The organism is Citrobacter sp. S55_ASV_140 (genome assembly GCF_018919505.1).
Taxonomy (GTDB): Bacteria; Pseudomonadota; Gammaproteobacteria; order Enterobacterales; family Enterobacteriaceae; genus Citrobacter; species Citrobacter werkmanii.
The window spans coordinates 1-12,859 of sequence record NZ_JAHLQZ010000117.1 but is presented as its reverse complement, the minus strand read 5'-3'; the positions used below and the strand labels follow the sequence as shown (position 1 = coordinate 12,859).

Below are 12,859 nucleotides of genomic sequence, written 5' to 3'. Positions count from 1 at the left end.
GGCGAAAACCGAGCAAACTCAGCCAGCTGCTCCGGCTCAGCCGACCAGCGATATCCCACACTAAGTATTCTGTACCGAGGTGGTGGAATTGGTAGACACGCTACCTTGAGGTGGTAGTGCCCTAACGGGCTTGTGGGTTCGAGTCCCATCCTCGGTACCAAATTCCAGAAAAAAGACGCTGCAAAGCGTCTTTTTTTTCGTCTGTTACTCGTGGCTGTCTGTAGGTCGGATAAGGCGTTTACGCCGCCATCCGACATTATTGCAACGCCTGATGGCGCTACGTTTATCAGGCCTACAGACACCTTATATTCCGCGCATAAAAAAGGCCGCTTTCGCGGCCTTAAAATGATGAATGCTTACTTCGCTTTGTTTTCCAGATTCTCAACCTGCGGCAGGCCGGTCGTTGAAGAGGCGGTCAACAGACCGGCTTTCGCGTAGCCGAACAGCTTCTCGCGGGTATCGGTGATATCCAGATTACGCATAGTCAGCTGGCCGATACGATCGTCAGGTGAGAATACTGACTCGCCTTTCTCCATGGTCAGACGTTCTGGCTTGTAAGTCAGATTATCAGAGACGGTATTGAGGATGGAGTAGTCGTTGCCGCGGCGCAGCTCCAGCGTCACTTCGCCGGTAATCTGGCTGGCGACCCAACGCTGCAGACCATCACGCAGCATCAACGCCTGCGAGTCGAACCAGCGGCCCTGGTACAGTAGTTTGCCCAACTGACGGCCATGAGAGTGATATTGCTCAATGGTGTCTTCGTTATGGATACCGGTCAGCAGACGCTCGTAAGCGATGTGCAGCAGCGCCATCCCCGGGGCTTCATAGATACCACGGCTCTTAGCTTCAATAATACGGTTTTCAATCTGATCGCTCATGCCGAGACCGTGACGACCGCCGATGCGGTTGGCTTCCAGCATCATCTCAACGTCGTCGCTGAAGGTTTTACCGTTTAGCGCTACAGGATGACCCTGTTCAAAGCGTACGGTCACTTCTTCTGCCGGGATCTTCACGCTCTCATCCCAGAACTTCACGCCCATAATCGGGTTGACGATTTTGACGCTGGAATTCAGGAATTCCAGGTCTTTCGCTTCGTGGGTCGCGCCGAGCATATTGGAGTCAGTGGAGTACGCTTTCTCGACAGACATTTTGTAGTCGAAACCGCAGGCGATCATAAATTCGGACATCTCATGGCGACCACCCAGTTCATCGATAAAATCGGTATCCAGCCATGGTTTGTAAATCTGCAGTTCCGCGTTGGTCAACAGGCCGTAACGATAGAAACGTTCAATATCGTTGCCTTTATAGGTGCTGCCGTCACCCCAGATATTCACGCCATCTTCTTTCATGGCGGCAACCAGCATGGTGCCGGTGACTGCACGGCCCAGTGGGGTGGTATTAAAATAGGTTAGTCCGCCAGTAGTGTTGTGGAAGGCGCCGCACTGAATGGCTGCGATCCCTTCGGCAACCAGTTGCTTACGGCAATCTACCAGGCGAGCATTCTCAGCACCATATTCCATTGCGCGGCGAGGAATGGCGTCATAGTCATCCTCATCCGGCTGGCCCAAATTCGCAGTATATGCATATGGGACAGCCCCTTTTTGTCGCATCCACAGCAGTGCTGCACTGGTGTCCAGGCCGCCGGAAAAAGCGATACCAATACGTTGACCTACCGGGAGATGCTTGAGAATCGTCGTCATAAAATAAAACCCTGCTTGATAGACTGGTGAAGAGGTCGGCTTATTATACTAAATGCATTTTTATGCAAAATAAATGAGTTTTCATTTAATCATCTTTTCTGGATGACAGGAAGAGTTTAGTGATAATTTCGTTAAATAACGGCGCGGCCGGTACATTTATCTTGATTACCACCCGCTGGTCAGCATTCATTGATTTGCATAGTGGTAACAAGGTTGACATAACACATAGAGTATCAATATACTGTGCGCAGATTTTACGTCCCGTCCTCGGTACCAAATCCCAGCAGTATTTGCATTTTTTACCCAAAACGAGTAAAATTTGCCACGTTTCAGGCGCGGGGTGGAGCAGCCTGGTAGCTCGTCGGGCTCATAACCCGAAGGTCGTCGGTTCAAATCCGGCCCCCGCAACCACTTTCCCTTAGAGTTCTTTTTCAAATATACTGTGAAGACTTAGGCCTTCGTAGCTGGATTTGAAAAAAATTCTTTCGGAAGGTTCTCCGAACCGCAGGTGCGGTTATAGGGTTCAGTTATCTAAAGCCCCGATTTATCGGGGTTTTTTGTTATCTGACTACAGAATAACTGGGCTTTAGGCCCTTTTTTTATGTCTTGGGGGTGGGCTTGTCCACATTAGAGCAAAAATTAACAGAGATGATTACAGCCCCGGTTGAAGCCCTGGGCTACGAACTGGTCGGCATCGAATTTATTCGCGGTCGCACATCCACACTGCGCATCTATATTGATAGTGAAGATGGCATCAATGTTGATGATTGTGCTGATGTGAGCCATCAGGTAAGCGCCGTGATGGATGTCGAAGACCCAATCACCGTTGCCTATAACCTGGAAGTTTCCTCGCCGGGTCTCGACCGTCCTCTGTTCACTGCTGAACACTACGTGCGTTTCCTGGGGGAAGAAGTCACGCTGGTTCTTCGTATGGCGGTTCAAAATCGTCGTAAATGGCAGGGCGTTATCAAAGCGGTGGACGGTGAGATGATCACGGTCACAGTCGAAGGTAAAGATGAAGTGTTCGCGCTGAGTAATATCCAGAAGGCGAACCTGGTTCCCCACTTTTAACAGTCTGGATTGAGGTGAAAAGCCCGCGATGAACAAAGAAATTTTGGCTGTTGTTGAAGCCGTATCCAACGAAAAAGCGCTGCCACGCGAGAAAATTTTTGAAGCGCTGGAAAGTGCGCTGGCTACAGCAACAAAGAAAAAATATGAGCAAGAGATCGACGTCCGCGTAGAAATTGATCGTAAAAGCGGTGATTTCGATACCTTCCGTCGTTGGGTAATCGTAGAAGAAGTTACCCAGCCAACCAAAGAAATTACGCTGGAAGCGGCACGCTTCGAAGACGAAAGCCTGAACGTGGGCGACTATGTTGAAGATCAGATTGAATCTGTCACCTTTGACCGTATCACCACCCAGACTGCGAAACAGGTTATCGTACAGAAAGTACGTGAAGCTGAACGCGCAATGGTTGTTGATCAATTCCGCGAACACGAAGGCGAAATCGTTACGGGTGTGGTGAAAAAAGTTAACCGTGACAACATTTCCCTGGATCTGGGCAGCAATGCTGAAGCCGTGATCCTGCGTGAAGACATGCTGCCGCGCGAAAACTTCCGTCCAGGCGACCGTATTCGCGGTGTTCTGTACTCTGTGCGCCCGGAAGCGCGCGGTGCGCAACTGTTCGTCACCCGCTCCAAACCGGAAATGCTGGTTGAGCTGTTCCGCATTGAAGTGCCAGAAATTGGCGAAGAAGTGATTGAAATTAAAGCGGCTGCTCGCGATCCGGGCTCTCGTGCGAAAATCGCCGTTAAGACCAACGATAAGCGTATTGATCCGGTCGGCGCGTGTGTGGGTATGCGCGGTGCGCGCGTTCAGGCGGTCTCTACCGAACTGGGCGGCGAGCGTATCGATATCGTCCTGTGGGATGATAACCCGGCGCAGTTCGTGATTAACGCAATGGCGCCAGCAGATGTCGCTTCTATCGTGGTGGATGAAGACAAACACACCATGGATATCGCGGTTGAAGCCGGTAACCTGGCTCAGGCGATTGGACGTAACGGTCAGAACGTCCGCCTGGCTTCACAACTGAGCGGTTGGGAACTCAACGTAATGACCGTTGATGACCTGCAGGCGAAGCATCAGGCTGAAGCACATGCTGCCATCGATACCTTCACCAAATATCTCGATATCGATGAAGATTTCGCGACAGTTCTGGTGGAAGAAGGTTTTGCGACGCTGGAAGAACTGGCCTACGTGCCAATGAAAGAACTGCTGGAAATTGACGGCCTTGATGAACCGACCGTTGAAGCGCTGCGCGAGCGTGCTAAAAACGCACTGACCACTCTGGCACTGGCCCAGGAAGAAAGCCTCGGTGATAACAAACCGGCTGACGATCTGCTGAATCTGGAAGGATTGGATCGCGATATGGCCTTCAAACTGGCTGCCCGTGGTGTTTGTACGCTGGAAGATCTCGCCGAACAGGGCATTGATGATCTGGCTGATATCGAAGGGTTGACCGACGAAAAAGCCGGTGAGCTGATTATGGCTGCCCGTAATATTTGCTGGTTCGGTGACGAAGCGTAATAAACTGTAGCAGGAAGGAACAGTATGACAGATGTAACCGTAAAAACGCTGGCTGCAGAGATACAGACCTCCGTGGATCGCCTGGTACAGCAATTTGCTGATGCAGGTATCCGGAAGTCTGCTGATGACTCTGTGTCCGCACAAGAGAAACAAACCTTACTGGCGCATCTGAACCGTGAGAACGGCTCAGCGCCGGATAAGTTGACATTGCAGCGTAAAACGCGCAGTACTCTCAATATTCCAGGTACCGGTGGGAAAAGCAAATCGGTACAAATCGAAGTCCGCAAGACACGCACCTTTGTGAAACGCGATCCGCAAGAGGCTGAACGCCTGGCCGCGGAAGAGCAGGCGCAGCGTGAAGCGGAAGAGCAAGCCCGTCGTGAGGCAGAAGAAGCTGCCAAACGCGAGGCGCAACAAAAAGCCGAACGTGAGGCCGCAGAACAAGCTAAGCGTGAAGCCGCTGATAAAGCGAAACGTGAAGCTGCGGAAAAAGACAAAGTGAGCAATCAACAGACCGACGATATGACTAAAACCGCCCAGGCCGAAAAAGCCCGCCGTGAAAATGAAGCCGCAGAACTGAAACGTAAAGCGGAAGAAGAAGCACGTCGCAAGCTTGAAGAAGAAGCTCGCCGCGTAGCGGAAGAAGCTCGCCGTATGGCGGAAGAAAACGAGAAAAATGGTGTGGATAACGCTGAACCTGTTGAAGATACCAGCGATTATCACGTCACGACTTCTCAGCACGCTCGCCAGGCAGAAGACGAAAACGATCGTGAAGTTGAAGGCGGCCGTGGTCGTACTCGCAGCGCGAAAGCCGCGCGTCCGGCGAAGAAAGGCAACAAACACGCTGAATCGAAAGCCGACCGTGAAGAAGCGCGCGCCGCAGTTCGTGGTGGTAAAGGCGGTAAACAGCGTAAAGGTTCCGCTCTGCAGCAGGGCTTCCAGAAGCCAGCTCAGGCCGTTAACCGTGACGTTGTGATCGGCGAAACCATCACCGTTGGCGAACTGGCTAACAAGATGGCGGTTAAAGGCTCTCAGGTCATCAAAGCGATGATGAAACTGGGCGCAATGGCGACCATCAACCAGGTCATCGACCAGGAAACCGCACAACTGGTTGCCGAAGAGATGGGCCACAAAGTTATCCTGCGTCGTGAAAACGAGCTGGAAGAAGCAGTAATGAGCGACCGTGACACCGGCGCTGCGGCTGAACCGCGCGCACCGGTTGTAACCATCATGGGTCACGTTGACCACGGTAAAACCTCCCTGCTGGACTACATTCGTTCTACGAAAGTCGCTTCTGGCGAAGCGGGCGGCATTACTCAGCACATCGGTGCGTACCACGTTGAAACTGACAACGGTATGATCACCTTCCTGGATACCCCGGGTCACGCCGCGTTTACCTCCATGCGTGCTCGTGGTGCTCAGGCAACGGATATCGTGGTTCTGGTTGTTGCAGCAGACGACGGCGTGATGCCGCAGACCATCGAAGCTATCCAGCACGCGAAAGCGGCAGGTGTGCCGGTGGTGGTTGCAGTCAACAAAATCGATAAGCCAGAAGCGGATCCGGATCGCGTTAAAAACGAACTGTCCCAGTACGGCATCATGCCGGAAGAGTGGGGCGGCGAGAGCCAGTTCGTCCACGTTTCTGCGAAAGCCGGTACCGGTATCGACGAACTGCTGGATGCGATCCTGCTGCAGGCCGAAGTTCTGGAGCTGAAAGCTGTTCGTAAAGGTATGGCGAGCGGCGCGGTAATCGAATCCTTCCTGGATAAAGGTCGTGGTCCGGTTGCTACCGTCCTGGTACGTGAAGGTACGCTGCATAAAGGCGACATCGTACTGTGTGGCTTCGAATACGGCCGCGTGCGTGCGATGCGTAACGAACTGGGTCAGGAAGTTCTGGAAGCAGGTCCGTCCATTCCGGTGGAAATCCTCGGTCTGTCCGGCGTTCCGGCTGCCGGTGACGAAGTGACCGTGGTGCGTGACGAGAAGAAAGCCCGTGAAGTTGCACTGTATCGTCAGGGCAAATTCCGTGAAGTTAAACTGGCTCGTCAGCAGAAATCTAAACTTGAGAACATGTTCGCCAACATGACCGATGGCGAAGTTCACGAAGTGAACGTCGTACTGAAAGCTGACGTACAGGGTTCTGTAGAAGCGATCTCCGACTCCTTACTGAAACTGTCTACCGACGAAGTGAAAGTGAAGATCATCGGTTCCGGCGTAGGTGGTATCACTGAAACCGACGCGACCCTGGCTGCGGCGTCCAACGCGATTCTGGTTGGCTTCAACGTCCGTGCTGATGCTTCTGCGCGTAAAGTGATCGAATCTGAAAGTCTGGATCTGCGTTACTACTCCGTCATCTATCATCTGATCGACGAAGTGAAAGCGGCGATGAGCGGTATGCTGTCTCCGGAACTGAAACAGCAGATCATTGGTCTGGCTGAAGTGCGCGATGTGTTTAAATCACCGAAATTTGGTGCGATCGCGGGCTGTATGGTTACCGAAGGTACTATCAAGCGTCACAACCCAATCCGCGTCCTGCGCGACAACGTGGTTATCTATGAAGGCGAGCTGGAATCCCTGCGCCGCTTCAAAGATGACGTTAACGAAGTCCGTAACGGTATGGAATGTGGTATCGGCGTTAAGAACTACAACGACGTTCGCGTTGGCGATATGATCGAAGTGTTCGAGATCATCGAGATCAAACGTACCATCGCATAATCTTCGTCGTCTTTTGGACCGCAACGGCGTTGGCTGCGCTCGCTCACCCCGGTCACATAGTTATCTATGCTCCCGGGGATTTACGAGCTTGCCGCCTTGTTGCAATCCAAAATCCTTAGAAGATGATTAGGCGTAGGCCGGGTAAGCGAAGCGCCACCCGGCAAGAAATTTAAAAAGGGGCTTATGGCCTCTTTTTTGTCATTATTCTGGAGAATGTATTATGGCGAAAGAATTTGGTCGCCCGCAGCGTGTGGCGCAGGAGATGCAGAAAGAAATCGCACTCATCTTGCAACGCGAAATCAAAGATCCGCGCGTAGGCATGATGACTACCGTATCTGGTGTTGAGATGTCCCGTGACCTGGCGTATGCCAAAGTATTCGTGACTTTCCTTAACGACCAGGACGAAGCGGCTGTGAAAAACGGCATTAAGGCCCTGCAGGAAGCCTCTGGTTTTATCCGCTCCCTGCTGGGGAAAGCGATGCGTCTGCGTATCGTGCCTGAACTGACCTTCTTCTACGACAACTCGTTGGTTGAAGGGATGCGTATGTCTAACCTGGTGACCAGCGTGGTGAAACATGACGATGAACGTCGTGTGAACCCAGCGGACGACAGCAAGGAGGACTAATGAGTCGTCCTCGTCGTCGTGGTCGCGACATTCACGGTGTCCTGCTGCTGGATAAGCCGCAGGGCATGTCCAGCAATGACGTACTGCAAAAAGTAAAGCGCATCTACAATGCCAACCGTGCGGGTCATACCGGCGCGCTGGATCCGCTGGCGACGGGCATGCTGCCTATCTGCCTCGGCGAAGCGACGAAGTTTTCACAGTATTTGCTGGATTCTGACAAACGCTATCGCGTAGTAGCCCGCCTGGGGCAACGTACTGACACCTCCGATGCTGACGGGCAAATCGTGCAGGAACGTCCGGTAACCTTCAGCGCAGAGCAACTTGCGAGCGCACTGGAGACTTTCCGCGGCGATATCGAGCAGATTCCGTCAATGTATTCGGCGCTGAAGTATCAGGGTAAAAAGCTGTACGAATATGCGCGTCAGGGCATTGAAGTGCCGCGTGAAGCGCGCCCGATTACCGTCTATGAGCTGCTGTTTATTCGCCATGAAGGTAACGAGCTGGAGCTGGAAGTTCACTGCTCCAAAGGCACCTATATTCGCACTATTATCGACGATCTGGGCGAGAAGCTCGGCTGTGGTGCGCACGTAACGTACCTGCGTCGTCTGACGGTCAGCAAGTATCCGGTGGATCGTATGGTGACGCTGGAACACTTGCGCGAGCTGGTTGAACAGGCTGAGCAGCAGAACATTCCGGCCGCTCAGTTGCTTGATCCCTTGCTGATGCCAATGGACAGTCCAGCATCGGACTATCCTGTTGTTAATTTGCCTTTAACATCGTCGGTTTACTTTAAAAATGGTAACCCGGTACGTACGACAGGTGTCCCGCTGGAAGGCCTGGTGCGTGTGACGGAAGGCGATGACGGCAAATTTATCGGCATGGGGGAGATCGACGATGAAGGTCGTGTCGCCCCCCGTCGCCTGGTGGTTGAGTATCCTGCATAGCGCTCTCTGTCTTGCGATAAAAGGGCGCTGCGAGTAGAATACTGCCGCTTAACGTCGCGTGAATTGTTTAACAATCTGCGTGGCGTATACACAAAATCATTCGAGCTGCATCAAGGCGGCAAGTCTGAGAATCCTCAGGAGCTTACTTAGGCAAGTGACTGAGGTGAGCGGACGCAGCCAACGCAGAGTCAGTTTGAAGGATAAAGTGTATACACTGGGATAGCTGAATTAGAGATCGGCATCCTTTCATTCTTAACACTTTGGAGTTTTAAAATGTCTCTAAGTACTGAAGCTACCGCTAAAATCGTTTCTGAGTTTGGTCGTGATGCAAACGACACCGGTTCTACCGATGTTCAGGTTGCTCTGTTGACTGCACAGATTAACCACCTGCAGGGCCACTTTGCAGAGCACAAAAAAGATCACCACAGCCGTCGTGGTCTGCTGCGCATGGTTTCTCAGCGTCGTAAACTGCTCGACTACCTGAAACGTAAAGATGTTGCACGCTACACCGCGCTGATCGAGCGTCTGGGTCTGCGTCGCTAATTCTTTCGAGTTTCAGAAAGAGGGGGCCTTCATGGCCCCTTTTTTCCAGCAGATGGCAGCAATTCGCTGGAAACTAATGTATTGTTGCTATGAATGATCTTCCGTTGCAGAGGTTCGCGCGGCTAATGAGAGGCTTTACTCATGCGTATGGGTTAGGGTTGTCATTAGTCGCGAGGGTGCGCAGAAGATCGGGTATTAACGATGGCGCAAAAATGTGCCGTCAAAAAATAGAGAAAGGATATTATTTTGCTTAATCCGATCGTTCGTAAATTCCAGTACGGTCAGCATACCGTTACGCTGGAAACCGGCATGATGGCGCGTCAGGCGACTGCCGCTGTTATGGTTAGCATGGATGACACTGCGGTATTCGTTACCGTTGTCGGCCAGAAAAAAGCGAAACCAGGCCAGGACTTTTTCCCACTGACCGTTAACTATCAGGAGCGTACCTACGCTGCTGGCCGTATCCCGGGTAGCTTCTTCCGTCGTGAAGGCCGTCCGAGCGAAGGTGAAACCCTGATCGCGCGTCTGATTGACCGCCCGGTTCGCCCGCTGTTCCCGGAAGGGTTCGTTAACGAAGTTCAGGTTATCGCGACCGTTGTGTCCGTTAACCCGCAGGTTAACCCGGATATCGTGGCAATGATTGGCGCATCCGCTGCGCTGACGCTGTCTGGCATCCCATTCAACGGCCCGATCGGTGCTGCGCGTGTTGGTTATATCAATGACCAGTACGTACTGAACCCGACTCAGGACGAACTGAAAGAAAGCAAGCTGGATCTGGTTGTTGCCGGTACCGAAGGTGCCGTACTGATGGTTGAATCCGAAGCTGAACTGCTGAGCGAAGACCAGATGCTGGGCGCTGTAGTATTCGGTCACGAACAGCAGCAGGTTGTTATTCAGGCGATCAATGAGCTGGCGAAAGAAGCCGGCAAACCGCGTTGGGACTGGCAGCCAGAAGCCGTCAACGAAGCACTGAACGCGCGCGTTGCCGCACTGGCAGAAGCTCGCCTGAGCGATGCTTACCGTATCACCGACAAACAAGAGCGTTACGCTCAGGTTGACGTGATCAAATCTGAAACCATCGCTCAGCTTACGGCAGAAGATGAAACCCTGGACGCCAACGAACTGGGCGAAATCCTGCATGCCATTGAGAAAAACGTTGTTCGTAGCCGCGTACTGGCAGGCGAGCCGCGTATCGATGGCCGTGAAAAAGACATGATCCGTGGTCTGGACGTGCGTACTGGCGTTCTGCCGCGTACCCACGGCTCCGCGCTGTTCACCCGTGGCGAAACTCAGGCGCTGGTCACTGCGACCCTGGGCACCACCCGTGATGCGCAGAACCTCGACGAACTGATGGGCGAGCGTACTGACAACTTCCTGTTCCACTACAACTTCCCTCCGTACTGCGTAGGTGAAACCGGTATGGTCGGTTCTCCGAAGCGTCGTGAAATTGGTCACGGTCGCCTGGCGAAGCGTGGCGTGCTGGCAGTGATGCCGGAACTGGATAAATTCCCGTACACCGTGCGTGTGGTTTCTGAAATCACCGAATCTAACGGTTCTTCTTCCATGGCTTCCGTATGTGGCGCCTCCCTGGCGCTGATGGACGCAGGCGTGCCGATCAAAGCGGCCGTTGCGGGTATCGCGATGGGTCTGGTGAAAGAAGGCGACAACTATGTTGTTCTGTCTGACATCCTGGGCGACGAAGACCACCTGGGCGATATGGACTTCAAAGTAGCGGGTTCCCGCGACGGTATCTCTGCACTGCAGATGGATATCAAAATTGAAGGTATCACCAAAGAGATCATGCAGGTTGCTCTGAACCAGGCTAAAGGTGCGCGTCTGCACATCCTGGGTGTGATGGAACAGGCGATTAACGCGCCGCGTGGCGATATCTCTGAATTCGCTCCACGTATCCACACCATCAAGATCAGCCCGGACAAGATTAAAGACGTTATCGGTAAAGGCGGTTCTGTTATCCGCGCCCTGACCGAAGAAACTGGCACTACTATCGAAATCGAAGATGACGGTACAGTGAAGATCGCAGCGACCGACGGCGAGAAAGCGAAATATGCTATCCGTCGTATCGAAGAGATCACCGCAGAGATCGAAGTAGGTCGTATCTACACGGGTAAAGTGACCCGTATCGTTGACTTTGGCGCATTCGTTGCCATCGGTGGCGGTAAAGAAGGTCTGGTACACATTTCTCAGATCGCTGACAAGCGCGTTGAGAAAGTGACCGATTACCTGCAGATGGGCCAGGAAGTACCGGTTAAAGTTCTGGAAGTTGATCGCCAGGGCCGTGTACGTCTGAGCATTAAAGAAGCAACTGAGCAGTCTCAGCCTGCAGGCGAACCGGAAGCTCCGGTAAGCCAACAGGGCGAGTAAGGTTGCCATTGCCCTCCGTGAGAACGGAGGGCCTTTAACCCGGCAGGACGCCTTGTTAGCAACCGGGGAACCTGGACGTTCATTCAATCGTTGTCTTCGGGAGTGGGAAATGAAGCCTTTTTTGCGCTGGTGTTTCGTTGCGACAGCACTCACGCTGGCTGGATGTAGTAATTCCGCCTAGCGTAAGAGTGAAGTCCTCGCAGTACCATTGCAACCGACTTTGCAGCAGGAAGTGATTCTGGCACGTATGGAACAAATTCTTGCCAGTCGGGCTTTAACCGATGACGAACGCGCACAGCTTTTATATGAGCGCGGAGTGTTGTATGATAGTCTCGGTCTGAGGGCACTGGCGCGAAATGATTTTTCACAAGCGCTGGCAATCCGACCAGATATGCCTGAAGTATTCAATTACTTAGGTATATATTTAACGCAGGCAGGCAATTTTGATGCTGCCTATGAAGCGTTTGATTCTGTACTTGAGCTTGATCCAACTTACAACTACGCGTACTTAAATCGCGGTATCGCATTGTATTACGGCGGTCGCGACAAGTTAGCGCAAGATGATCTGCTGGCGTTTTATCAAGACGATCCCAATGATCCTTTCCGCAGTCTGTGGCTTTATCTTGCCGAGCAGAAGCTCGATGAGAAGCAGGCTAAAGAAGCGTTAAACCAACGCTTCGAGAAATCGGATAAAGAGCAATGGGGATGGAACATTGTCGAGTTCTACCTGGGCAACATTAGCGAAGCAACGCTGATGGAACGCCTGAAGGCGGACGCAACGGATAACACCTCGCTCGCTGAGCATCTCAGTGAAACCAACTTCTATTTAGGTAAGTACTACCTAAGTCTGGGGGATTTGGACAACGCTACGGCATTGTTCAAACTGGCGGTGGCTAACAACGTTCATAACTTTGTTGAGCACCGATACGCATTGTTGGAATTATCGCTCCTGGGCCAGGACCAAGATGACCTGGCAGAATCGGACCAGCAATAGCTGACGTACACATCAGCCCGTAATCTTTTTTGATTGCCATCACCTTCACGGGTGAGGGCGTTGTTGTTCGTTAATACACCTACTTTGAGCCGGTTCACACTTTTCAATGAAAATTGCAGATCAATTTCATGATGAGTTATGTAGACTGGCCGCCATTAATTTTGAGGCACACGTACTACATGGCTGAATTCGAAACCACTTTTGCAGATCTGGGCCTGAAGGCTCCTATCCTTGAAGCCCTTAACGATCTGGGTTACGAAAAACCATCTCCAATCCAGGCAGAGTGCATTCCGCATCTGCTGGGCGGTCGCGATGTTCTGGGTATGGCCCAGACCGGTAGCGGCAAAACGGCAGCGTTCTCTTTACCGC

10 protein-coding genes, 2 tRNA genes and 1 pseudogene are annotated in these 12,859 nt (G+C 52.4%); 12 read left to right on the top strand and 1 reads right to left on the bottom strand.

Translation table 11 applies throughout. The annotated features are described in order from the left end of the window. Nucleotides 1–73: 73 nt before the first annotated feature. Nucleotides 74–160: transfer RNA gene (locus KQJ18_RS16160), tRNA-Leu, on the top strand. 196 nt (nt 161–356) lie between these two features. Here KQJ18_RS16160 and argG read toward each other — a convergent pair. Then, nucleotides 357–1,700, bottom strand: a complete 1,344-nt coding sequence (gene argG, locus KQJ18_RS16155; RefSeq protein ID WP_006687887.1) for an argininosuccinate synthase — start codon at nt 1,698–1,700, stop codon at nt 357–359. A gap of 334 nt (nt 1,701–2,034) precedes the next feature. Here argG and KQJ18_RS16150 point away from each other — a divergent pair. From KQJ18_RS16150 to KQJ18_RS16100, 11 genes and pseudogenes are all read left to right on the top strand, one after another. Beyond that, nucleotides 2,035–2,111, top strand: a tRNA-Met gene (locus KQJ18_RS16150). A gap of 207 nt (nt 2,112–2,318) precedes the next feature. Next, nucleotides 2,319–2,771 (top strand): ribosome maturation factor RimP, encoded by a 453-nt coding sequence (gene rimP, locus KQJ18_RS16145; protein WP_003024996.1) that lies wholly within the window; start codon nt 2,319–2,321, stop codon nt 2,769–2,771. A 28-nt stretch (nt 2,772–2,799) separates the two neighbouring features. Beyond that, nucleotides 2,800–4,287 carry a transcription termination factor NusA gene (nusA, locus tag KQJ18_RS16140; protein ID WP_038634199.1) on the top strand — a complete coding sequence of 496 codons (1,488 nt, stop codon included), beginning with the start codon at nt 2,800–2,802 and terminating at the stop codon, nt 4,285–4,287. 24 nt (nt 4,288–4,311) lie between these two features. After that, the gene (gene infB, locus KQJ18_RS16135; protein ID WP_038634196.1) at nt 4,312–7,002 is read left to right on the top strand and encodes a translation initiation factor IF-2; all 2,691 of its coding nucleotides are present in this window, start codon (nt 4,312–4,314) and stop codon (nt 7,000–7,002) included. Nucleotides 7,003–7,222: 220 nt separating this feature from the next. Beyond that, complete coding sequence (rbfA, locus tag KQJ18_RS16130) at nt 7,223–7,627, top strand: 30S ribosome-binding factor RbfA (RefSeq protein WP_003024988.1); 405 nt, start codon at nt 7,223–7,225, stop codon at nt 7,625–7,627. Continuing rightward, nucleotides 7,627–8,571: a tRNA pseudouridine(55) synthase TruB gene (truB, locus tag KQJ18_RS16125; protein WP_042311264.1), complete on the top strand. Its 945-nt coding sequence runs from the start codon at nt 7,627–7,629 to the stop codon at nt 8,569–8,571. The genes rbfA and truB overlap by 1 nt, the downstream gene beginning before the upstream one ends. A 273-nt stretch (nt 8,572–8,844) precedes the next feature. Then, entirely contained in the window at nt 8,845–9,114 is a 270-nt protein-coding gene (gene rpsO, locus KQJ18_RS16120; protein ID WP_000059465.1) for a 30S ribosomal protein S15, read from the top strand. 246 nt (nt 9,115–9,360) lie between these two features. Continuing rightward, entirely contained in the window at nt 9,361–11,496 is a 2,136-nt protein-coding gene (gene pnp / locus KQJ18_RS16115; protein ID WP_038634187.1) for a polyribonucleotide nucleotidyltransferase, read from the top strand. A gap of 109 nt (nt 11,497–11,605) precedes the next feature. After that, nucleotides 11,606–12,490, top strand: a pseudogene (nlpI, locus tag KQJ18_RS16110) (lipoprotein NlpI). Nucleotides 12,491–12,596: 106 nt separating this feature from the next. Beyond that, a complete protein-coding gene (yrbN, locus tag KQJ18_RS16105; protein WP_010723222.1) occupies nt 12,597–12,677 on the top strand; it encodes a protein YrbN in 81 nt (26 codons plus the stop codon). After that, a partial coding sequence (locus KQJ18_RS16100) for a DEAD/DEAH box helicase (protein ID WP_216422299.1) occupies nt 12,670–12,859 on the top strand: 190 nt, incomplete at its 3' end. The genes yrbN and KQJ18_RS16100, both read left to right, overlap by 8 nt.